The organism is Cognaticolwellia mytili, assembly GCF_002104475.1.
In the GTDB taxonomy this organism is placed as follows: Bacteria; Pseudomonadota; Gammaproteobacteria; order Enterobacterales; family Alteromonadaceae; genus Cognaticolwellia; species Cognaticolwellia mytili.
This window is the reverse complement of the sequence record NZ_NBOF01000004.1, coordinates 129,555-152,808: the sequence shown is the minus strand read 5'-3', so window position 1 is coordinate 152,808 and position 23,254 is coordinate 129,555. Positions and strand designations below refer to the sequence as shown.

General features: G+C 38.3%; 17 protein-coding genes. 5 read left to right on the top strand and 12 right to left on the bottom strand.

All coding sequences use genetic code 11. The features are described 5' to 3' along the window. Positions 1–186: 186 nt before the first annotated feature. Positions 187–981 (top strand): 3-hydroxybutyrate dehydrogenase, encoded by a 795-nt coding sequence (locus tag B7C41_RS14195; RefSeq protein WP_085299590.1) that lies wholly within the window; start codon positions 187–189, stop codon positions 979–981. 230 nt (positions 982–1,211) lie between these two features. After that, the gene (locus B7C41_RS14190; RefSeq protein ID WP_085299589.1) at positions 1,212–1,919 is read left to right on the top strand and encodes an alpha/beta fold hydrolase; all 708 of its coding nucleotides are present in this window, start codon (positions 1,212–1,214) and stop codon (positions 1,917–1,919) included. A 94-nt stretch (positions 1,920–2,013) separates the two neighbouring features. Here B7C41_RS14190 and B7C41_RS14185 read toward each other — a convergent pair whose 3' ends face one another. Together B7C41_RS14185 and B7C41_RS14180 are read right to left on the bottom strand one after the other, a co-directional pair. Continuing rightward, the gene (locus B7C41_RS14185) at positions 2,014–2,940 is read right to left on the bottom strand and encodes an alpha/beta hydrolase (RefSeq protein WP_085299588.1); all 927 of its coding nucleotides are present in this window, start codon (positions 2,938–2,940) and stop codon (positions 2,014–2,016) included. Beyond that, entirely contained in the window at positions 2,928–4,121 is a 1,194-nt protein-coding gene (locus B7C41_RS14180) for an MFS transporter (protein ID WP_085299587.1), read from the bottom strand. Before B7C41_RS14180 ends, B7C41_RS14185 begins: the two co-directional genes overlap by 13 nt. A 170-nt stretch (positions 4,122–4,291) precedes the next feature. On the opposite strand from B7C41_RS14180, the gene B7C41_RS14175 reads away from it, so the two are divergent. Next, entirely contained in the window at positions 4,292–7,780 is a 3,489-nt protein-coding gene (locus B7C41_RS14175) for a PAS domain-containing hybrid sensor histidine kinase/response regulator (protein WP_085299586.1), read from the top strand. 12 nt (positions 7,781–7,792) lie between these two features. Here the strand turns inward: B7C41_RS14175 and B7C41_RS14170 are convergent, their stop codons facing one another. The 7 genes from B7C41_RS14170 to B7C41_RS14140 form a co-directional block, all read right to left on the bottom strand. After that, positions 7,793–8,491 (bottom strand): response regulator transcription factor, encoded by a 699-nt coding sequence (locus B7C41_RS14170; protein ID WP_085299585.1) that lies wholly within the window; start codon positions 8,489–8,491, stop codon positions 7,793–7,795. 108 nt (positions 8,492–8,599) lie between these two features. Then, positions 8,600–10,861 (bottom strand): TonB-dependent receptor, encoded by a 2,262-nt coding sequence (locus B7C41_RS14165; protein WP_085299584.1) that lies wholly within the window; start codon positions 10,859–10,861, stop codon positions 8,600–8,602. A 181-nt stretch (positions 10,862–11,042) separates the two neighbouring features. After that, positions 11,043–11,945 carry an extracellular catalytic domain type 1 short-chain-length polyhydroxyalkanoate depolymerase gene (locus B7C41_RS14160; RefSeq protein ID WP_235839726.1) on the bottom strand — a complete coding sequence of 301 codons (903 nt, stop codon included), beginning with the start codon at positions 11,943–11,945 and terminating at the stop codon, positions 11,043–11,045. 319 nt (positions 11,946–12,264) lie between these two features. Then, the gene (locus B7C41_RS14155) at positions 12,265–12,777 is read right to left on the bottom strand and encodes a nuclear transport factor 2-like protein (protein ID WP_235839725.1); all 513 of its coding nucleotides are present in this window, start codon (positions 12,775–12,777) and stop codon (positions 12,265–12,267) included. A 202-nt stretch (positions 12,778–12,979) separates the two neighbouring features. After that, on the bottom strand, positions 12,980–14,197 hold the full coding sequence (locus B7C41_RS14150) for a MalY/PatB family protein (protein WP_085299582.1): 1,218 nt from the start codon (positions 14,195–14,197) through the stop codon (positions 12,980–12,982). Between the two features lie 81 nt (positions 14,198–14,278). Continuing rightward, positions 14,279–15,445, bottom strand: coding sequence for a membrane dipeptidase (locus B7C41_RS14145; RefSeq protein WP_143764404.1), 1,167 nt, complete (start codon positions 15,443–15,445; stop codon positions 14,279–14,281). A gap of 157 nt (positions 15,446–15,602) precedes the next feature. Further along, entirely contained in the window at positions 15,603–16,160 is a 558-nt protein-coding gene (locus tag B7C41_RS14140; RefSeq protein WP_085299580.1) for a DUF2780 domain-containing protein, read from the bottom strand. A 187-nt stretch (positions 16,161–16,347) separates the two neighbouring features. On the opposite strand from B7C41_RS14140, the gene B7C41_RS14135 reads away from it, so the two are divergent. Next, positions 16,348–16,881: a VF530 family protein gene (locus B7C41_RS14135; protein WP_143764403.1), complete on the top strand. Its 534-nt coding sequence runs from the start codon at positions 16,348–16,350 to the stop codon at positions 16,879–16,881. 98 nt (positions 16,882–16,979) lie between these two features. Here the strand turns inward: B7C41_RS14135 and B7C41_RS14130 are convergent, their stop codons facing one another. The 3 genes from B7C41_RS14130 to B7C41_RS14120 form a co-directional block, all read right to left on the bottom strand. Further along, positions 16,980–17,873, bottom strand: a complete 894-nt coding sequence (locus B7C41_RS14130; RefSeq protein ID WP_085299578.1) for a sterol desaturase family protein — start codon at positions 17,871–17,873, stop codon at positions 16,980–16,982. Positions 17,874–17,882: 9 nt separating this feature from the next. Beyond that, on the bottom strand, positions 17,883–18,500 hold the full coding sequence (locus tag B7C41_RS14125) for a hypothetical protein (protein ID WP_085299577.1): 618 nt from the start codon (positions 18,498–18,500) through the stop codon (positions 17,883–17,885). 86 nt (positions 18,501–18,586) lie between these two features. Beyond that, a complete protein-coding gene (locus B7C41_RS14120; protein WP_085299576.1) occupies positions 18,587–19,165 on the bottom strand; it encodes a TetR/AcrR family transcriptional regulator in 579 nt (192 codons plus the stop codon). A gap of 148 nt (positions 19,166–19,313) precedes the next feature. On the opposite strand from B7C41_RS14120, the gene B7C41_RS14115 reads away from it, so the two are divergent. After that, the gene (locus tag B7C41_RS14115) at positions 19,314–22,427 is read left to right on the top strand and encodes a YncE family protein (protein ID WP_211279534.1); all 3,114 of its coding nucleotides are present in this window, start codon (positions 19,314–19,316) and stop codon (positions 22,425–22,427) included. Positions 22,428–23,254: the final 827 nt, after the last annotated feature.

Here is a 23,254-nt window from a genome sequence, read left to right as displayed (position 1 = left end):
GTTTGTCTATTCATATTATTTACAAGTAAAAATTCAATAAACGCTGTAATTGCATATATTTTCAATGGTACTAAGGTGCCAATTAAATCAACTTCTACTTATTGTAAACTTTAACGATTAAAATTCTTGTAGCTCAGCTACCGCTTTGCATTCAGCGTATAAAGCACTCTAAAAGGAAGATGTTAAATGACAACACAAGCTTTAGCAGGAAAGGTGGCGCTTATTACCGGTTCAACCAGCGGTATTGGGCTAGCAACCGCTCATGTGCTTGCCAACCAAGGGATTAACCTTGCACTGCATGGTCTATTAACTGATGAAGAAGGTAAAGATCTTGCACAGCAGTTTTCAGAAAAATACGCTGTAAAAGTGCACTTTAGCAATGCTGATTTAAGAGATGCTATTGCCATAACAGCATTTATCAATAGCGTCACGTTAGCATTAGGGAATATTGACATTTTAATCAATAATGCCGGTATTCAACACACTGAAAGTGCGGTTAAATTTCCTACTGCTAAGTGGAACGATATTATTGCAATAAATTTATCTGCAGCATTTCATACCATTCAACAATCGCTACCTGCAATGCAAAAGAACAATTGGGGTCGTATCATTAACATCGCGTCAGTTCATGGTTTAGTAGGGTCTGTAAATAAATCGGCCTATTGTGCGGCAAAACACGGCATTGTCGGCTTAACGAAAGTAGTAGCATTAGAAAATGCAGAACAAAACATTACAGTCAATGCCATCTGTCCAGGTTGGGTTGATACACCGTTAATTAAACAACAAATCATCGATATTGCCGCCAGAGACCAGTTAAGTTTCGAACAAGCACAATATAACCTTGTTACCGCTAAGCAACCGCTGCCAGAAATGATGCAACCTCAACAAATAGGTGAGTTTATTTTGTTTTTATGTAGCGATAGTGCCCGCGCGATTACCGGTTCATCACTGCCTATGGATGGTGCTTGGACCGCACAATAACGTGCTAACTATAAATTTCAGTACTTTTCCATGTAGAGTGAATTGATATACGCTCTACCTTTCCTATAAGCCATGTAATTTTTAACATGGCTTTTTTTTATTATTTTAGCCGCAGTTGATAAAGGGTAGTAGCACTAAGGTAGCACTTCTTTTTCGAGCCTTCTTGATTACAGTTAGTTCTGTTTAATAATCGAACAAAAAATTAACTTAGCAATAATAAGAAGGTCATCATGAAAAATCCACTAACGACTAAACTTAGCAAGCTACTTGGCTCACTCACACTTATTTTCGCACAAGCATATGCCTACGCCGCCTGTGTTGATAATGTTGTTTTAGTTCATGGCAATGCCGGCTCCCCCTCTGATTGGGACAATACCTACGATAAACTCATAACTAACGGTTACCAAAGTAATAATATCTACCGTCCGTCTTGGGGTAGCGCTTTCGCTAGCAGTAATAATCACAGTGGCTCGGAAGAAGCGCCTGTAAGAAATGCGATTACCGATGCAATAGCTAACTCCTGCACTGGAAAAATTGACATTATTGGCCATTCAATGGGCGTCACACTAGCTGCACAACAAGTTATCAAATTAAATGAAAATTCCAATGTTGATGCCTTTGTAGGTATAGCTGGCGCATATCGAGGATTGTGGACATGCGGCGTATACCCTTGGAATTTTTCTACACCCACCTGCGGGGTAAACGGCCTGTCTGTCTCGAGCCCATTTTTAGACTGGTTAGACGGAAAAACTATCGCTAGTCGTGTTTACTCAATTAAAAGTTGGAGTGATCAAGTTATCTGCGGCAGTGGTGTTTGCACGGTTGGTGGTATTCACTCAAGTCAAATAAGCAACGAAGATGCTAGCTACAGCTATGCATTAGGACATTTTGGCCTACAAACATACACTGCGACTAAACAGTTCGACTTGATCAATTAAAAAACGGTAATAGCAAGGAGATAGTTTTAGCTATACCGGCAACGTTATCGGTATAGCCAATTTATGAAAGTGTTTCTTGAAGATTCTGTTTTATTTAGCTTTGAATATAATCAGCGATAATTTTGTAACTTTGCTGACATTCACTTTTCACCATGCTTTCAAGCAACATATAAGCGTGGATCATATGGTCAAACTGGTGATGTACAACATCAACACCCAATTCACGTAGTGAATTAACATAGGCAACACCTTCATCCCTTAGCGGATCACAGCCTGCCGTTAACACTAAAGTTTTAGGTAAATTATTGTGCAAATTATATAATGGAGAAGCATCTATTCGTGATTCATTATTTTGGAAGTAATTATCGAAATACCATTGAATACGTGGTTTTTCCAATAAGAAACCACTGCCATTTTCATCAACCGATGGCAAACGCATGGTGTAGTCAACACTCGGGTAGATTAAAATTTGCTTATCAATTTTTATTGCCCTGTTATGGCTTGAGCGCATAGCAAGCGTACTACAAATTGCCCCCCCTGCACTGTCCCCTAAAGTATAAACTTGTCCAGAGAAATTTAAGCCTTGTAAAACTTCTTGATAGTTTAACAAAACATGCTCGCAGTCATCTATACCTGCCGGGAATGGGTGCTCTGGCGCAAGACGATAATCAACACAGATAACAATGCAGTGGCCTTGCTTCGCTACTTTTCGACTAATAGGATCGTATAAATCAATACCGCCACACATGTGGCCGCCACCATGAAAGTGCAAAACAACCGGTAACTTTTCAGCTATTGCCGGACTATACATACGCACTTTAATATTGTGGCTAGCAGTCACTAGCACACGATCTTCAACAAATTCAAGCTCTGGGCCTGGATCAAGAAACGCCGACAACTTGTTTAAGTTGGCTCGCACTAACTCGGGTGAATAATTGACGTTGTTAGCACGAGCATCTGAAGCTGCAATATTAACTTGTTCAATAAACTCGCTTAGCTTTTCACTGACTATTCCTCGCATGGTTTCATCCTTGTATTAATGTTTTTATTTCCAGTTTCAGGTAAGAAAAAACTGCCGATAAAAAAGCTTGAGCTTAAAATAGTAATTAATGTAAAAGCTTGAGTGTAACTGCCGTTATTGCTATCAACTAAATTTCCAAACCACCACAAAATGAAGGTAGAAACTAAGTAGCTAATTGAATAGAACAAACTAAAAACAACCGTGACTCGTTGCCCTGTCATATTGGGTAATTCATGTGGAATAGAAACTAACGCAGTGATAGGAAAGAAGATAAAAAAACCTAATATCATCGCTGAAATGGTTTGTACTAATGTTGACTGACTAAAGGATAAACCCGCGATTGTTAGCACAATAACTACGCCTGACCAACGAATAACGGGCAATCTAGCTGAAATTTTTTTGCTGTAAACAATTCCAGCTAAGGTGCCAATAATGCCAAAACCTATCACCCATTTACTTTGACTAATGCCTGCCTTTGGATAAAAGGTAAATAAACATATATAAAATGCCAACAAGCCTGAATAGGTTAAACCATAAGCCCAATTAAATTTATCTTTTAAACCATCGATATAAGAGTAGTTATCTAAAGCAATGTTGCTATTCGTTCTATCTGAATTCTCTGGCGTAAATTCAACAAGAAGCCAAGCTAATGCCACCACAATGCTAGCGATAGAAAACAAAATCAAACTGTTCTGCCAACTCCCAGTCACAACATTAATTGTTGGCATAAACCAAAGAATAATAGCGGTGCCGACATTAAAAGCAACGGCATTTAAGCCGTTAATAATGGGGCGTTCACTCACTTCAAACCAACGCATAACAATAGGATTGAAGTAAACAATCATAAAAGCGCCACCTAGTCCCATTAAAAAACGACTGATCAATAGCCATTCATAGTTGGCGGCATAAGGTGTAAAAATACCGATAACAATCAATACACTGGATAAGAAAAATGCGTATTTAACGCCTAGCTTTATTGCAACCCAAGCCGCGACGAAAGTACCTACAATTTTAGCAATAGTCACTGCGCCACTTATAAAGCTTGCCGCCGCTAAACTTTCTATATTTAATGATGCCATTATTTGCGCCATACTGGCTGCGCCGCCGACCCAGGCCATGGCAAATAATACATAACTTGTAAAAACTAATGCTTCTATCAAGTACTTGTTATTTATTCTCATATTTCTCTATCTAACCTTGGCAACAAACAGCAGATAGATTAACGTATGACGATTAGCAAATAACTACTACCTTAGTTCACTACTGAGCTAGCCAATAAATGGTATGCTGTTATTTTAGTTAAAGAACTTAGATTCAATTAACTTTCAGTATTTAACATATAGGACTTTATTTGTTAGCTTGGCTCTCTCTCGATACATGGTTTATTTCATTTATTGCTATCGCCTATTTGGCGACACTATTTGTTGTTGCCTATTGGGGTGAGAACCAGTCAATAAAGCACTGGAAAAGCAAGCCGTGGATTTATAGTTTATCTCTTGGTGTCAGTTGTACCTCTTGGGCTTTTTACGGCACAGTTGGTCAAGCTGCCACCACTGGTGCATGGTTAGCACCGATATATATTGGCACTATTTTATGTTTAGTGCTGGCTTGGCCAATGCTACTTAAAATACTAAAAATAGTTAAGCAGCAAAATTTAACTTCAATTGCTGATTTTATTGCTTTTCGTTACGACCGATCCCCCAAAATTGCTGCAACCGTTGCACTAATAGCATTAGTGGGGACTATTCCTTATATTGCCTTACAACTTAGAGCCATTAGTACAAGCTTTGATTTACTCACCGGAACATACCAATCAGGTATCAGTACCGCATTTATTGTCACTACAGTTCTAATCGTCTTTAGTATTTTATTCGGCACCCGACAAATTGCCGCCAGTAAGCAAAATCAGGGCTTAGTGTTAGCGATTGCCTTTAGCTCAGTAGTAAAATTATTAGCGCTAACAGCTATAGGTATATTCGCCACTTTCTTTATTTTTGACGGTTTTAATGACTTACTGACTCAACAGCAAAATTTAGGGAAAGCAACCGACACATTAACTGGCAGTAATTCATTCTATTTGGCGATTGCACAAGCTACTCTTGGCGCCATCACGGTCTTTATCTTACCGCAACAGTTTCATATGATGATGATAGAAAACCATCATCAACAAGAGCTAAAAAGTGCTCGTTGGCTGTATCCTGGCTATTTATTACTGATAAATATTTTTGTACTGCCCATTGCCATTGCGGGACAACTAACCTTTCCGGGAGGTAGTGTTGATGCAGATACTTATGTTTTAACTATTCCTCTTTTCTATCAACAAGCTTGGCTTGGCGTATTAGTTTTTGTTGGTGGCTTAGCAGCGGCTACAAGTATGGTAATCGTTGCTGCTATTGTCTTAAGCACGGTCATTTCAACAGAATTATTAACCCCTGCCATTTTAAAATTACGCTTATTTCAACGGCAACCAAGCCGCCAGTTATCAAAGGTTTTTGTTAATTTAAGACGTATATCTATCGCGGTAATTCTCCTGTTAGCTTTTGCCTTCGAGAGGATACTCGATCAGCAGAATCACCTTGCCAGTATTGGCTTACTCTCTTTTGTGTTGTTAGCACAAATAGCACCAGCAACAATAGGCGCACTATACTGGCGAAAAGCAACAACAAAAGGCGCTTTTATTGGCTTAATTGTTGGTAGTCTAATGTGGTTCTACACCCTATTATTACCCGCCATTATCCCAGCGTTAATGCCAGAAGCTACTTGGTTAGAAAATGGTGCTTTTGGACTACTTTGGCTCAAACCAACCTCGCTATTTGGCATTACCGCCTTTGATGCCGTGAGTCACGGCGTTTTCCTGAGTTTATTGGCAAATGTGCTCTGCTATTTTTCAATTTCCACACTTGGCCATCGCAGCGTTGGTGAAAAGCTGCAAGCAGAATTATTTGTTAACAAAAGCCAACGCCAATTTGAGCGCGATTTAAGCATAGATGATTTATATAGCTTATTGCTGCGCTTTATCGACCAAGACGCCGCTGACGATTTTCTAAGTTACACGAAAAACACAGAAAGTCAGCATACGAATAAGACTGACAACAGACACCATAAACTCATTGAATATACCCGTATTCAACTTTCAGGCGTATTAGGCTCTGCCTCAACTAGAATGGTGATGAAAGCAGCTTCCACCTCAGACGATGTGCCATTGGAAGATGTGGTCAGTATTGTTGATGAAGCCAACCAAATGTTTCGTTTTAATCGTGAATTGTTGCAATCGGGTGTTGAGAATATTGAACAAGGCATATGTGTTGTTGATGCTGATATGCGCGTTGTTGCCTGGAACCAACGCTATATTCATTTACTTAATTATCCTGAGGGCTTAGTTAATGCAGGCAAACCGATTGAGGAGTTGATCCATTACAATATTGACCAGGGCGTAATTAAAGGTGATGAAGCACATAATATTGTTGCCCGTCGTCTTGAACATATGCGCCAAGGCAACAGACATCATTTTCAACGTACGATGCCCAACGGAGTTGTCTTAGAAATACGTGGACAACCGATGCCAGCAGGTGGTTTTGTTAGTACTTTTTCCGATATTACAGCTCATATTGAAGCAGAAAAAGCACTACAACAAGCAAATGAAAGCTTAGAAAAAAGAGTCGCACAACGCACAGAACAATTGCAACAGGCCAAAGCGGAAGCTGAAGCGGCAAACAGTAGTAAAACGCGATTTTTAGCAGCAGCGAGTCATGACTTAATGCAGCCGTTTAATGCCTTATCATTATTTACCTCAATGCTAAAAAAGAAAGTAAAAAATGACGAATTAGCGGACCTAGCTAACCACATTGATGATTCACTCAATGTGGTCGAAGCGTTACTGTCTGATTTAGTTGAAATATCGCGATTAGACGGCACATCACTGTCAGTCGATAACAAAGACTTTGCCATCAATGAACTGCTAACACCATTAAAAAATGAATTTACCTTACTCGCTGAACAAGAGCAGATTTTATTTCATTATGTTGAAAGCAAGCATTATGTCAACACCGACAAACGTATGTTGCGTCGTATCATTCAAAACTTTTTATCAAATGCCGTACATTATTGTAATGACAAAAATGCCAGCAAAGCACAACAAAAGAATAAAATTCTACTTGGTGTCAGGCAGCTAAAACATCATCTTCGTATCCAAGTGTGGGACAATGGTCCTGGTATAGCACCCAGTCATCAACAACGGATATTTCAGGAATTTGAGCGCTTAGAACAAAACCGAGAAGTACCCGGCTTAGGCCTTGGCTTAGCCATTTCTGAGCGCATCGCTAAGTTACTCGGTTTGCAAATATCATTACGCTCAATTGAAGGCAAAGGTACTGTTTTTATGATTGATGTACCACGCGGTGCAGCAGAAATTAATACTTATCAGAAACCACGAGAGGTTAGCAGTGAAATACAACCTGAGCGATTTAACCCGTTATCGGAGCCAATTTTAGTTATCGACAACGACAGCTTGATGTTAACCGCGATGGCATCACAATTGAAAGATTGGGGCTTTACAGTTGTCACAGCAAAAGATCAGGTTAGTGCGGAAAGTAAACTTAAAATTTCAGCAATAAAACCAGCGTTTATTGTTGCTGATTATCACTTAGATGATGATAAAAATGGTGTCGATTTATTGCAAAATTTATTTGCTAAATTCAATTGGCAAGTGCCCTGTGTTATTTGCTCTGCCGATCCTTCAGAACTCGTTAGACAACATACCAGCGACGCAAATTTTCAATTTTTGCGTAAGCCAGTAAAAGCCTTAGCGCTAAAGCGCACTATACGGCAATTATTAGCATAAGATAAAAATAGCTTACGCTTCCATTGCTTGGCTAGTTTGTGGGTTCTCTGCACTTGCTAGCATTAGCTCTTGATAAGCTAAACCCGCCAAAGTGCGATTATTAACCTCTAACTTTAATAGTATTGCCGACACATGTTTTTTCACTGTGGTTTCTTTGATGTCTAAATCATAGGCAATTTGTTTATTAAGCTGACCATCAGCAATTTGTGTTAAAACGATATATTGCTGCGGCGTTAATTGCGCTAACTGCTTAGCAAGCTTTTGATGCGCAATAACTTGCTGCTCATCTATGTTAGCTTCAATGTTTTCAGGTAACCAAATCTCCCCATCGAGCACGGTATCAATGGCTAAGCCAATCACTGTTAAATCAGCTGATTTTGGAATAAAGGCGGCAGCACCAAAATTAACCGCTTTTTGCATAGTGTCACTATTGTCATCAGAGGACACCATAATCACCACTAAATCAGGATAATGGTTTTGTAACTGCGTTAAACCGGTAAAACCATTATTGCCTGGCATATGCAAATCAAGAAAGACAATTTCAAGCGATGGTGTTTGCTCAATCATAGTCAAAAGCTCTGAAAAACTTTCCGCTTCTAAAGTATTAGTATCATCAATACACTCAACAATTGCTTGCTTTAGTGCCGTGCGAAATAACGGATGATCATCCGCGATGATAACTTTAGGCTCAATCGCCACAGAATTTGTCATGATAACCTCCAATAACTTTTATCGAGTGCCTATTATGAGAAAAAGAGCTGACACTCGCCAGCTCTTTCATTTTATACCTATTCATTTATCAAACGGTAAATTTACGTTTTAAAATTGATAACCTATGGTTAGTGAAACCGTTCTTGGATCGCCATAGTAAGCAATTAGCGTATTGTCACCACCTAATCCCGGAGCGTAACCACCATCATCCAATGGTGCGACAAATTGATAACCACCAACCATATATTCTTCATCAGCTAAGTTTTTAATATGCAAACCTGCGCTCCAATCGCCTTCAATGCTATACCAATTAAGACTTAAATTGGCGATACCATAACCATCTTGTGTTAACAGGCTATCTTCTTCAAATAACACATAATCATCACGGTAATAATAATTAGCATTAACAATAAAATCTCCAACCGATGACTCTATGGTGTAATTCGCGCCAAGATTAAAGGTATATTCTGGGGTATTAGAAATAGTAAAACGATCCGACTTATCAAATGACTCCCCTGTTGCGGGGTCAGTATCAATAACTTCTTTAAAGTCAGTATCAATGTAACCAAAACTTGCTGACAACATCAAATTTTCTGTTGCTAAATAGGTGAATTCCGCTTCAATACCGTTCGCATCTGAGGTACCTATATTACCTAAACGTTGATTAAGATCGGCCGCGGTATCGCCAGGCAACACTGAAATATATTGCCTATTTTTATGATCAAGTGAGAATAAAGTTACGTTGGCGCGGAGCTTATCTTCTAACCACTGGCTTTTAACACCAATTTCATATGAGTTAACATCTTCTGGTTTTACTGCTGGCTCTGCGGTTGATGCACGTGGATTAAACGTGCCTGACTTAAATCCTTGAGAAAAACTTGCAAAAAACATCACATCATCATTGGCTTGATACTCTACGCCGATACGTGGGGTAAATTTAGACCAATCTTCTTTATCATCTAATACCGTTGGCACTAAATCACCGTCTGGACGAATATAGCCATCTATCCAGCCCGACTCTGGGTATACGGTATCAAAGATTAAGCCGTTGTTAACTTTAGCGGTTTTCTCATCTTTGGTATAACGAGCACCTGCAGTCAGTGACCACTTCTCCGTGAAATCGTAACTTAACTGTGCGTAGGCCGCTTTACTGGTTGAGTTATTACAACCACTAACTTCCCGAGTTAAACCAGGCGCGCCAAAGGCACCTTGCCCTAGTACTTCTAAAATTGCTTCAAACTGTCCACAAGAGTCACCGTCATAAAAATACAATCCAGAAACAAAGGTGTAATTATCACCGCTATTATTTAACTGAATTTCATGTGTAGTTTGTTCATCATCATAAATTGCTGGCACATCAAAAATACGTAATGCGGTATTGTCAAAATCAATATTGGTTGGCGAGTAGCTTTCTCGATCAGAGAATACGTACTTCAAGCTTGTTGTATCATTAACATCCCAATTCGCGGTAAAACTAACGCCCTCCACTTCAACCTTATTCCAAGTAGGCAAGCTGGTGTATGAATCATAAACACTATCTGGCACTGGCGCATCGGTTAGAATACTGGGTAATAAGCGGTAGCCCCCCTTTGAGTTCGACTTATCTTCAGTTTTATCCCATTTTAATTTTAATGACAGTGCGTCAGTTGGATGATATTCAACTGACAATCGCGCTGATACTACGTCTTTGTTATAGTTCTCTTTATCTTGACCTGAAAGATCTGATTGGAGAAATTCGCCATAACCGTCACGTTGTAAGTTCGCGTACCCAAAGCCAACATAAAGCTTATCGGCAATAACCGGATACTGCCCTGTTAACTTTACATCACGTTGGTTATAACTCCCTATAGTACCTTGTAAATTTAGCTCTGCATCACCTGACATTTCTTTAGTCACGTATTTAATCGCGCCACCGATAGTATTTTTGCCATACAAGGTTCCCTGCGGGCCACGCAACACTTCAACTCGCTCAATGTCTAATAAATCAAGCACTGCACCTTGTGGTCGTGCCATATAAACATCATCAATATAAATGCCAACACCAGGTTCGTAGCCCCAAAGAGGGTCTTGTTGACCAACACCACGTATAAAAGCGGTAATAGTCGAATTAGTGCCGCGGCTGCGCTGAAGTGTTGTATTTGGAGAGAATTGCTGAATTTCGGTAAGCACTTCAATGCCTTTTTCATTAAGCTCATCAGCGCTAATTGATGTTACTGCTACAGGTACTTGCTGCAGGCTTTCAACAGTTTTACGTGCGGTAACCTCAATAACCTCTAAACCTGCCTCTTTTTCTTCTGCTATCGTTATCGGGCTAGTTATTGCACTGGCGACAGCCAATGCGACGGTACTGAGCTTAATTGCATATTTCATGTTATTCCCCATATTCTTTAATTATTATTGGCTTGCTTATTTAGCAGCTGACGAACTTATTGGTATGGGTAAAACTCTATAGCAATTTATTTTAAAGATAATTTCTACTATAGTACCATACCAACCAAAAACACCTCTAACAGATTGATTTTAAGGCATTATAAAATCATTTTATTATTATTTATTTGTTGATTTGCCAAAAATCAATAATGCTTTTTGCGGCACTAACGGGTGCTTCCAGTAAAAAATCGCCCTGTTTGCCTCCATTTTTTTCTGATGAATTGACGGGAATACCGTGGCCAAGATTTGCTATTTCAACTAGCTCAACCTGAGGTTTTCCTTGATCATCACGCCATTGCGTACGTTGATAACCTTGCTGAAATGTTTTTACGGGAGTGGCGTCCGGGCTTATTATCATACCCCAACTGTTGGCCAGCCGTTCTGCATTTAACGGGTTAACAACATTGTCCACATCGCCAGTCCAGACCGATAGCGACGGCAATTTTTTACGGTTTGATATCAATTCATTGATTTCCTTTACTAGCTCGCTAGCTGACTGTGGCGGTCCTTGACGCATACACGAAATGGCTTTAATCAAGCTATTAGCACAAGGGTATGGAATACCAGCAATCACCGCACCTGCGGTAAATAAGTCAGGATAATGAACCAATAAGCTACTTACCATCGCACCGCCAGCAGATAGGCCAACAATATAAACATTATCAGCTAATTGCCTTTGCTTTAAAGCCGTGATCATATTAACGATTGAAAGCGTTTCACCGCTATTTTTATTAGTATCTTGTTCTGAAAACCAATTAAAACAATTTTTAATATTATTACTCTGGCTTTGTTGCGGTACTAACAATGAGAAATCATATGTTTCGGCTAGTCCAAGAAAACCACTTTGCTTCGCTAGAGCCTCCCCTGATTGCACACAACCATGTAGTAAAACAACAAGGTTCTTATTATTACTATTATCGGGGAAATAGCTTGCAGTTAACTCACCTGGGTTGCTGTCAAAATTTAATAGTTTGGTAAAATTTGCCAATGTACTTTGACTAAACAATATTAATGAAAAAGCCATCAACATTAGTATTCTAGATAAATTAAGCATAGAAATGACATCGCTATAAGGTTAAATATAAGAGGTTAATCTTGTCGAAAATCTAATGATAGGAGAATGCTACTTTAGTACCAACAACGATGAATATTATCATTTAAAGCAATGTTATTTATCATAACTTTTACTGCTAATATAAATTAGCAGCTTAATCGTGAGCTAGTAATCAGAATTCATTTTTTCACCTTAGCGAAAGAGATAATACAGCTAATAAATTTCCTTAAATAAAGCTAAATTGAACAAGCCTTTAACAGTTCAGTTTTAAGCGCTAGCTTGGATGTAACTACTTATTAATTAGCACATTATTCATATTCTCCCCCCCTAAAAAATCCTCTTTAGGTGTATAATTAATCCAATCTGTTTGCTTAATAATTTTGTTCTGGGGATTAAACTCTTGAATAATGACAAATAGCCATGGGCCCAGTTTTTTTCCATCGTAGTTAAATTCATGGAAAAAGCCTTGTGTTATTGCGGTATTCCCTTCTAGTACTTGTGTTGTGATCGTTAAAATTCGCTCGTCTGATGGAACAGAAAACTCACCTCGCTCCCAGTCTAAAAATTCTTTGATTTCTTGTTTAGTTTCAAAGCTAGCACCATAGATAATATCTTCAAATTGTGCATTATCAGCGTAAAAAGACATGAAACGTTTAAAGTCATCGCGTTGAGAATACACATTAAAGTAGTCTCCAACGATTTGAAGCAGTTCGTTGTGATTTTGAGTTACGGAAGCGCAGCCACTAAAGAGAATAATGGTAAAAGTAATTAAAACATTACACATTGCTGAAATTTTCGTCAAAAGTTAAACCCTTTTTATATAGTTACTTCAGTTATTTACTATAAGGAAATAAAAAATCAATCAGTTAAAATAGTTTTATATGCGCAAGCAGTAATTACTATATTGACTCAGTAATTACTATATTGACTCAGTAATTACTGCCCAGTATCACTTTAGATTAACTTTATAATAACTTAACTTTAAGCGTACAAACCAGAGTCACTTAGCAACAGCCGCCTGACGAAGACGCACCACTACACGCCGAATACTGCCCCGTCGACGAAAGAATGGTTTCTTTCAGCCTTTTGAAGGCATTTTCAATATCGACTTTAGGCGCTGCAATATTCATTCGAGCAAATTGACCAGCATCATCATCAAACCAGCTACCCGGAGATAAGGCAAAGCCAGCGTCAGCAAATAACGTTATTAAACCATTATTTGAAAAGCCAAGGCCCGAAAAGTCTAACCAAATTTGATAAGTACCTTCAACTGGCGTCATGGTTACACTGGGTAATTGCTCTGATAAGAATAACGTTATCCAAGAAATGCTTTCTTGTAAATATTGCAACAACTCATCAAGCCAGCTATCACCATGGTTAAAGGCCGCGATGGTGGCAAAAGTTGTTAGCGCATTACCGTGGTCAAGGTATAGTGATCGCGTTAGATTACGCATAGTATCGAATATTTCTTGATTTTCCGTATAAATATAACCGTTTGAAATACTTTGCATGCCAAAGGTTTTTGCAGGAGAACCAATCATAGCAACATGTTTATTAGCGCCAGATGCCATTAGACTATTGAATCGATTTCCACTGTGAATAATATCAGCATGAATTTCGTCACTGATAATGGTAACGTCATACTTCTCAGCTATTGCCTGTATTTTTTCAACTTCACTTTTCCGCAAAACTCGACCAACGGGGTTATGTGGATTACAAAGTATCATCACTTTCACATGCTCAGCACTTAACTTTTGTGCCAAGTCATCATAATCAACTTCATAATTACCGTTCACTAATTGCAATGGGCTTTTTACCACTTCGCGGCCAGCACTACTGATAACTTTTGAAAACTGATGATATGCAGGCGTTTGGATCAAAACCCCATCACCTTTTTCTGTAAGTTCACGAATGAGCAAAGCAATACCAGCAAGGACACCAGGCACTTGTACAAAATGTTCAACGTTTAAAGTTAAGTTATGTCGGCGCTGATACCAATTGGTGATGGCTTCAAAAACACCGCAAGTGTCAGACTCATAGGCATACTGGTTACGCTCAACAAGTCGTTGTAATTCTTTTTGAATTGGCTCAGCGATTGTAAAATCCATATCTGCTATCCAAAACGGTGTAACGTCTGTGGTGCCAAAAATATTTTTTAGCATTGATTGGCTATTACGAATAAAGCTATTTTGTGCTGCACTTTTCTTTTCTTCAAATTTCATAAAATCTAATCTCCTATAGGAATAACCTGTAAGACGAAACCAAACCTATAAAGACGAAGACTTTTTGAGAAAACGTTCCATCTAGCCCAAAACGTCAACCAAAACCCGCTGCCAATTCTTCCCCATAATTTTGTCTATTTCTGTATGGGTAAATTTCGCTTTTAATAGTTGATACTCAATTGAACGCATGCGTTTAATATGATTTAACTCAGGAATAACAATATGACTAACATCTTGATCAAAACCTAACACGCCTTTTTTACCTAAACCTTGCCACCAGCTATCATAACCTTGAATAGCAACGGCATTATTATTGCCTGATGCTAAGGCATTTTCATGACCACGTAACGGGTAATCGTTAGCGATGGCTACGGCATCAATACCCGCAACATTGCGCACATGCTTTAAGTGATTTATATAATGTTCAGGCCTTGGAGTTTTGTCATTAGTTAACCACCACGACATCATAAACACGCCAAATACACCGCCGCTATCAGCAATGCCTTTTAAAATATGATCAGGTGTACAGCGAGCGTTATTAATAATTGCTCGAGCCGCCCCATGTGTTTGAACTATAGGTCCTTTTGCCCTTGCTAACGTATTTTCAGCACTGACAGCACTTGAATGTGATAAGTCAATCAGCATCTTTTTGCTTTCTAACTTATCAATTAACGCTAAACCTTGTTGGCTTAACCCTTTTTGTTCAAGACTTAGTGCGCCGCCGGCATATAAATTATTATAATGATGGGTTAGCTGTAACACTCTTAAACCAAGCTGATGAAATTCGTCAACTTGTTCAAGACTACCTTCTACACAATCAGCCCCTTGAATTTGAAAAAAAACCGCGCATTTATCATCTGCTTTCGCAACAAGAATATCACTACCCGTTTCCGCTATTTGATAAATATTGGGGCTCGCCAACATTTGTGCCCTTTTTTCTTTGATACTTTTCATGCAAGCCTGATAAGTACGTTTATAATTTACACTACCATCAGCTAGTTGTACTTCTTCAATGGCAGAGATATCCGCGATATAACTATCAACTTGTGATGCTTTCACATCTAAAACATCTTCAGGAATAAATGACAAACCATCGACATAAAGTCGTTTAGACTTACTAGCTGGGCTCTGCTGGCTTAGTGGGTCAGATAGTAAAGCCCTTGAAAACGAAGTAGCTGAACAGCCACCTAAAATAGAAATGGAGCTATAACCTGCAAGGTTTTTTATAAAACGCCGTCTTAACATCATTATTTCCTTTTTGCATTTCATCTAATAAGTTTTGTTACTGTGTATAAAATGAAAAAGCACCCTGTAGTAAAAATAATTTACCACAGCGTGCTTTCGAATTAAGTTAATAGCTAACTAAGTAATCTTATAAAAACGATTAGTTAACACAAAGGCGAAATTAACCCAATAATTTACCTAAACCGTCGGTCAAAACTTGTTTAGCTTGTTGGCCTTGCTCAGTATCTAAGTAGCTTTGAGCGCTAGAAATAAAGCTGCTGATCATTTCTGGTTTTAAACCTAATGCTTCAAATTGTTTTTTTACGTCATTAATTGATTTTAATGAATCGCTATACTCTGACGCTTTATCAAGCAATCCACCTAAGCCTTCGCCAGAGCTAAGCTTGCTAATATCAGGCATTTGACCAACAAGGCCTTCTACGCCAGGTAATGATTTAGCAAGTTGGCCAAATTGCTCTGCAGAAACATTATTTTTAACATAATTTAAAATAGCCCCCATGCCACCAGACGCTTGATCACTATTAACATCTAATGAACCTGTTAACATATCAACTAAACCATCAGTGCTTGGCATTGCTGAAGCATTAGCGTCTACGCTTTGCTCTTTAGTTTCACCTAAACCAACCAAGTTTTTCAAACTATCTAGCCAGCTTGTTTCTTGTGCAAGTACAGAAGTGCTTAAAGTTGAAATAGTTAATAGCACGATAAGTTTTTTCATAATGAATTCCGTAGATTTTATAAGTTATTATTTAGTTAATAACTTAGTGTACAACATTTAACATAAGGGGATATAACGCTTTATAGGCTTAATTTTCACAACAACTTAACATTGAGAGAAAATCAACGCTTATAACACTGGCATTTAGGTGTATAATATCGACAAGTTCAGCCAAACTAAGTCAACAATGAGTCAAGAAAACGAACAATTAAATAACCCTTTACACGGATTAAAATTAGACATTTTGCTAAATGAACTAATAACGCATTATGGCTTTGATATTTTGGCAGAGTACACGCGAATAAAATGTTTTAAAAATAACCCCAGCGTTATATCAAGCTTAAAGTTTTTACGTAAAACTGAGTGGGCAAGAGAAACACTCGAACGCTTCTACTTATATAGTTATAAGAACTTACCTGAGCCAGGTGAAGATGAATTCGAAATTCCACCACGTCAGCGTATTATTCCTTTGCATATAAAAGCCAAAGAGCCAAAAGTATTAGTAAAAGGTGAAGCTATTGTACCGTTAAGCAAAGATAGCTTTAAAGAAACTCACCGCAGTAAACCTGAGCATAAAAAAGAATATAACCAAGGGCGTAATCGAGAAAATAATCGCCCTGAAAGATCGCGTAATGATAGTAAAGCAACTTCTCGTGAATCATCAAGTGATAACTCAAATAGCAATAAGTCGTTTGACCCTTACTCAAACGCACCACGATAAATTATTTTGTCTTTAAGCTGCTCAAAAAAATAAAGCCTCAACGATTAATTGAGGCTTTATTTTTACTGGTTTACAAACTTAGCTCATAAGCCAAATTGTTATTGCTTTTTTTCTTGTTGCTCTTGTTGCCATGCCCACGTCGGCGATTTGAAAAACAATTTACATCTATACGACCACGATGGCGCATGCCATAAACGCTGAATAAACTTACCATAACCCGAAAAGAAAACTTTCAGAGGGTTAACACTGTTAATCCTTGGAAACACGCCATAGTTTACCGTTTCTTTTTCTTCAGCAAAGCTACCAAACATCTTGTCCCAAATTATAAATATGCCAGCATAATTCTTATCTAAATATTGCTTATTTGTTGCATGATGCACACGATGATGTGACGGTGTGTTAAAAATAGCTTCTATTGGCTTAGGTAATTTTTTCACAGCTTCAGTATGTAATAACGTTTGATAAATTTGCACAATAACCTCAGCTAAAAATATAATAACAGGGTTAAAGCCTAGCAACGCAAGTGGCAAGTAGAAGAATAATGGAAAAAACCAATCCATTGGACCATGTCGATAGGCAACTGAAATATTAAAGTGTGGCGAACTATGATGAACCGTATGTGTTGCCCAACCAAAACCATTCATATGTAAAAATCGATGCTCCCAGTAATAAGCTAAATCAGCAAGTACAATACAGGCTAAAATAGTCCAACCAGTAAGTGGCAATTCCACCAATCGAAAATTGTCATAAACATAAAAGAAAACACCGGCATATACCCCAGCTATTAACGCAACAATAACAATAAACATTGCTAACGTAGCGTAGTTGGCAACACTATCCCCCAATAGGTTCCATGACATTTTTTTCTTAATGGTATATCTAAGTAGTTCAATAACGAATAGCGCTAAGGCAAATACAAGAAACCAGTCATCTAACCATACTTGCCAACCATAGATAAAATCAGTAGATAAAATATTCGATAAGCTTTCCATGTCTCCCCCCTACTTATAAAGAACTTGCATAGTGACATTTATAACATCAGCACTTTTATTCAATTGATGACGCTCAATAACTGCTACCACATTTTGATTAAAATCTAACTTTTTCCATGCTGTTTCTAGCTGAATTGCGGAAAGCTCATTACCTGAAATGACATTTTGATAATTTCCGTTAGGTACAATAGTAATACTCATTGACGCTTTCAATTCAAGGTCGCTGTAGCCAATAGTAATATCAGCATTTGTAAAGTCCTTCGAAATATTTCGATATAAAACATAAATTGCTGACGGGTAATCCTTAAGTTTTGAGTGTAGTGATTGATTACGATCAAATTGAGACCAAAGCTTACCAACATCACTAATCATCATATGCTGCTGAACGCCAGCGATATTATTAACAGGTGTATTATTTACCTGATTTTTCAAACTTCTTTTTGCCTTATCACTGATAGCTTTCGCCTGAGATAACACCGATTCATTTGCCGCATTATTTTCAGTGGCTTCTGTAGTCGTAGATGATGCGATCGGTTTTGCATAGGATGGTGTCGGTTGATAAATCACACCAAACCACACGGCTAGTACAATAATGATGCTGGTTAGAATCGAAGTAAATAAACTCATAGAATACTCATAAAATACGTTTAGATGCGTAGAATATACAGAAAACATAGTTGATTGTCAATATGACAAACAACTATGTTTTAAAACTAAGCGAGTGTAGAAAGTAAAAGTAGAGTTGATTTCTTTAATGTAATCACTTCATCTATCATTGCTAGCGGTAATAAAGATTCACTCATTAAATAGTTAGCATAGGCACCAACAGCCACTAATTCCACTTTTTCATCTACGGCATTTGGATATTGGCTACTTAACTCTGTAATTAAATGAGAGGTAAACTCTGCCATTATTTTTTCTTGGTCAAGCTTAATCTCTGGCAATCGTTTAGCTTCTGAAAATAAGGCTTCGCCAATAATAGTTTTATTTATATGTTCAGATGAGCGAGAGGAAAACAATATATCTATCAGCGCATCAGCGCGATTATTGGTTGGTAGCCAAGTTAACGTATCTTGCCATTGTTGCGCATATGCTGCTGTCCACCTGGCACTTAAGGCGCAAATTATTTCATCTCGATTACCAATATAATGGCGTAAAATAGTACGTTTCATTTTTGCAGTTTCAGCTAAATATTCTAAAGATGTGGCTTGAATTCCTTTTTCTAAAATACAAATTTCAAGTGCATCCAAAATTTCTTCTTTTCGCTGACCAGCCATACTTGGGCGTGCCATAAAGAGTCTCCTTGCTTTTATGTGTTTCATTCATAGATGCAGCCATCATATCTTACAAAATAAATATTGTCATCTTGACAATATATTAACTTTCAACATAAGCTGTAAATTGTCAAAATGAAAATTTATAGCTTACTAGGAGTTTTTAGTGAAAAAAATAATTTTAATAACCACGCTTTCTATACTTTCAGCTTGTGGTGGTTCAATAAGCAAATCTGAGCCAATAAGAACACCTGTGCCTCCAATTGCAACAGCACCACCAACGTCCCCTATACCGCCAACACCACCAACGGTTAAGCCACCAAAACAATCAGCAGATTTCATAGGCTTTGAATCAGCGCCTGTACGACCTATTGCGCACTCAAATGATAGCAACATAGTTTTAGTCACTAATACTTCGAACAACAGCCTAGAAATATTTTCAACAAATAGGGAAGGGGAACTTAATTTAATTCAATCATTACCTGTTGGATTAGAGCCTGTCGCCGTTGCTATCCATAATCAAACTGCATGGGTTGTTAACCATGTTTCTGATTCAATTAGTCTTGTTGATATATCAACAAGACCAGCAAAGTTAATTAGAACTTTACTCGTTGGTGATGAACCTAGAGATATTGTCTTTGCAGATAGTAAAGCTTTTATAACAACCGCACACCGTGGACAACAACGAATGTATCCAAGCTTGTCTCATGTTGAAGGTGCTGGCGATCCAGAACTACATGAGGCTAGCCGAGGGCGAGCTGATATATGGGTATTTGATGCAACAGAGCAAGGCAATACTTTAGGCGGTAAACCACTAAAAATAATGTCTTTATTCGGTGATACTTTGCGAGGATTAGCGGTAACCCCCGATAAATCTACCGTCTACGCAGGTGTCTTAAATTCAGGAAACCAAACAACGGCAGTACATGAGTCCGTTTTATGTTATGGCTTTGAAGATGACAAATATGGTGCATATCCTTGCCAAGTCCTTGACAAAATTAGCAGCCCAAATGGTCTTAAAAATGGTTATTTGCCCGGCGGAAGAACAGCACCTGGTATTAATGCTAATGGCGATCCACAACCATGGACAAGTATGATCGTAAAATATGATAACGACTCCGGTCAATGGCTTGATACTAAAGGGCGAAATTTTTCTAACGGTATTCGCTTTAACTTACCTGATTTAGACGTATTTGCTATCGATAGCAAAAGCCTTGAGCAAACATCAGCTTTTAAACATGTTGGAACAACATTATTTAATCTTGCCGTTAACCCAGCTAATGGCAATATTTATGTTAGTAACCTTGATGCCAACAATGATACTCGATTTGAAGGCAACGGCAGTTTTGGAAAATCGACGGTGCAAGGAAATATAGCTCAAAGTCGTATTACCGTGATTAACCCTAATACAAATAGTATTAAACCGCGTCACTTAAATCGTCACATTGATTACAGTGATTTAAAAGGTAATACTGCAGTTAAGCAACATAGTTTATCTACCCCCTTACAAATGGCGGTAACTGCTGACGGTTCGACACTGTATAGCGCGATCATTGGCTCAAATAAAATAGCTAAATTGCCAACAAAACAATTAGAGCAAGATAGCTATTGGGATAGTCAAAGAATTGAATTTGATCCTAAAGTACTAAGTAAAAACTATTTAAACGTAGCTGGCGGTCCCGCAGGTTTGTTACTTGATGAAAGTAAAAAACGTTTATATGTTTTTACTCGTTTCGACAATGCCATCGTCACCATAGACTTAACTAATAACGTTGAGCGTCAGCGTATTGCATTGGACACGCCTGAGCCTGCAGAGTTTATGGCCGGCCGTACAATGTTATATGACGCTAATCGATCCTCTTCAAACGGTGAATCCGCTTGTGCTAGTTGCCATATTTTTGGAGATACCGATCACCTAAGTTGGAATTTAGGTAATCCGGACGCCAATAGCGGTAAAAATCCACAACCATTTCCGACCGAGAATCTATCTGAGCTGGGCTGTACATTAATAGGCCCCCAAGACGAAAGCTGTCAGTTACTTGAAATTATTAACGGTGATGGAGATAAACGAACATTTGCCTCTATGAAAGGTCCTATGGGTACACAAACCATGCGTGGTATGCATAACCATGGTCATATGCACTGGCGTGGCGATCGCTCAACTGGCTATTTTGGCAATGATAAAGCACAAACACTTGATGAACATACTTCGTTTAAAAACTTTATTGTCGCATTTGAGGGCCTACTTGGCCTAGATATTGATCTGCCAAAATCTGTTGAAGTAAGCAATAAAAGCGCTGATGTTATTGCCCTTGAAAATGACATAGATGATTTTGCAAACTTTATGTTAAAAGTTGCTTTGCCACCCAACCCGATTAGAAATTTTGATAACAGCCTTTCAGCTTCGGCGCAAAAAGGCGCTGACTTCTTTCATGGCGCAAGACGTTCTGACGGTGCTGAAAATGACACACCAATTAATGGTGGCTCTGCAGATGGCGTAAATTGTCAAGGTTGTCATGGCGTTGACCACAGTAAAGGTTTCTACGGAACCCGTGGCGAAATTGCTCACGGTGGTGAAATTCAAATATTAAAAGTGCCACAATTAAGAAATTTATATACTCGCGTTGGTATGTTTGGCCTGCCTGACCGAGAAGGCTTCTTACCATCACATACTAAGCAACATCAAGGTGACCAAATCCGAGGCTTTGGCTTCTTACATGATGGCGCTACAGACCAGTTATTAAACTTCTTAAAAGGTGCTGTATTCGATAATGGTGAAACCGGATGTCCAGAAGGCGCTGATGAACGCTATGGCTGTCACTTTAACCAAGGAGAAGTTGGTATTCCTGATGAAGCTACTCGCCAAGGTCTAGTGGATTATATGATGGAGTTTGATAATGATTTAGCGCCAATTGTTGGCCAGCAAATTACTTTAAGCAGTCAATCATCAACTAGCGTGCTTAAACGTGTGACGTTACTCGAACAGCGAGCAAAAACACCGTTTACCTCAAAAATTCTTGGTGGTGAGGTAACAGAATGCGATTTAATCGCGCTGGGTGTTATTAATGGTAAACAGCGTGGCTATTTGTTCAATAGTAAAACTAAGCTGTATCGCAGTGACGCGGCATTAGAGTCTGAACTATCTTCAAGCCAATTACAATCATTGGCAATAATGATGAATAACAGCTTAACCTACACTTGTACGGTACCAGGTAAAGGTTGGCAAAGTGCATTAGATAGCAATTTAAATAGTATTTTAAACTTTGATGAAAACACTTAACAAGAGTACATGTTTCTCCTGAACGTACATATCAGGGAGCACTCTCTTTATTTGGCTGACTATTGGTTTAATCAGGAGTGAAGTTTACCTACGTCAGCCATAACAAAGAGCTAGTGAACTAACAATAAACTAGTTTGGTATTTTACTTTGGGGAACAATATCTTCGAGCCATTTTTTGTATCTTAGTTTACAAACATCTTAACTAGCCTGAACTCGAAATAATGATAATGAAAGACATAATTATTTCAAGGCATTACCAGCTTTATATCTACAGCAGCGCTTACCCTGAATTCAGATTAAACAATCTTACTCTGCATTAATAATGCTGGCTAAATGCTAACAAGCATTTGCCTGCTTACTCAATAAATATTTATAGAGCGACTTAAGAGTAAATTAATAATCAATTAATAGCTAAAAATAACCTACTATCAACTCAGGCATACACATCAGTAAAGTTTTTTACGCTAGAGCAACAGTATGTTTTCTCTACAACACGGGAGTTTTCAGGTTTAAAAAGAGACGTTGTCAAACCAGAAAAATACATTAGTGTGCAAGCCAATTTAAATAATATTAATGTCATTATGGACAAAGCATCTAAACTGCGGGATTTTCTTAATATATGCACACATCGATGTACACAATTATTAGCAGAAAAAGGTAAAGTTATAAGCATATCACCAGTTCTTATCACCATTGGCGCTTTAATCTACACTGTGAATTACGCTGGTTTTCAAAAAATAATGAGCTTACACGACTCGATTAAAAGTACTTTGTTCTAAGGCCTGCAGACACTTCCTTATGGAGAGACATCTTTTGAATTCACCCGG

Bases quoted from the DNA above. Each gene is read 5' to 3' on its own strand.
- B7C41_RS14185 (WP_085299588.1), bottom strand. From the start codon at position 2,940: ATGCGAGGAATAGTCAGTGAAAAGCTAAGCGAGTTTATTGAACAAGTT.
- B7C41_RS14150 (WP_085299582.1), bottom strand. From the start codon at position 14,197: ATGAAATTTGAAGAAAAGAAAAGTGCAGCACAAAATAGCTTTATTCGT.
- B7C41_RS14135 (WP_143764403.1), top strand. From the start codon at position 16,348: ATGAGTCAAGAAAACGAACAATTAAATAACCCTTTACACGGATTAAAA.
- B7C41_RS14165 (WP_085299584.1), bottom strand. From the start codon at position 10,861: ATGAAATATGCAATTAAGCTCAGTACCGTCGCATTGGCTGTCGCCAGT.
- B7C41_RS14195 (WP_085299590.1), top strand. From the start codon at position 187: ATGACAACACAAGCTTTAGCAGGAAAGGTGGCGCTTATTACCGGTTCA.
- B7C41_RS14190 (WP_085299589.1), top strand. From the start codon at position 1,212: ATGAAAAATCCACTAACGACTAAACTTAGCAAGCTACTTGGCTCACTC.
- B7C41_RS14125 (WP_085299577.1), bottom strand. From the start codon at position 18,500: ATGAGTTTATTTACTTCGATTCTAACCAGCATCATTATTGTACTAGCC.
- B7C41_RS14170 (WP_085299585.1), bottom strand. From the start codon at position 8,491: ATGACAAATTCTGTGGCGATTGAGCCTAAAGTTATCATCGCGGATGAT.
- B7C41_RS14180 (WP_085299587.1), bottom strand. From the start codon at position 4,121: ATGAGAATAAATAACAAGTACTTGATAGAAGCATTAGTTTTTACAAGT.
- B7C41_RS14140 (WP_085299580.1), bottom strand. From the start codon at position 16,160: ATGAAAAAACTTATCGTGCTATTAACTATTTCAACTTTAAGCACTTCT.
- B7C41_RS14145 (WP_143764404.1), bottom strand. From the start codon at position 15,445: ATGATGTTAAGACGGCGTTTTATAAAAAACCTTGCAGGTTATAGCTCC.
- B7C41_RS14120 (WP_085299576.1), bottom strand. From the start codon at position 19,165: ATGGCACGCCCAAGTATGGCTGGTCAGCGAAAAGAAGAAATTTTGGAT.
- B7C41_RS14160 (WP_235839726.1), bottom strand. From the start codon at position 11,945: ATGGCTTTTTCATTAATATTGTTTAGTCAAAGTACATTGGCAAATTTT.
- B7C41_RS14130 (WP_085299578.1), bottom strand. From the start codon at position 17,873: ATGGAAAGCTTATCGAATATTTTATCTACTGATTTTATCTATGGTTGG.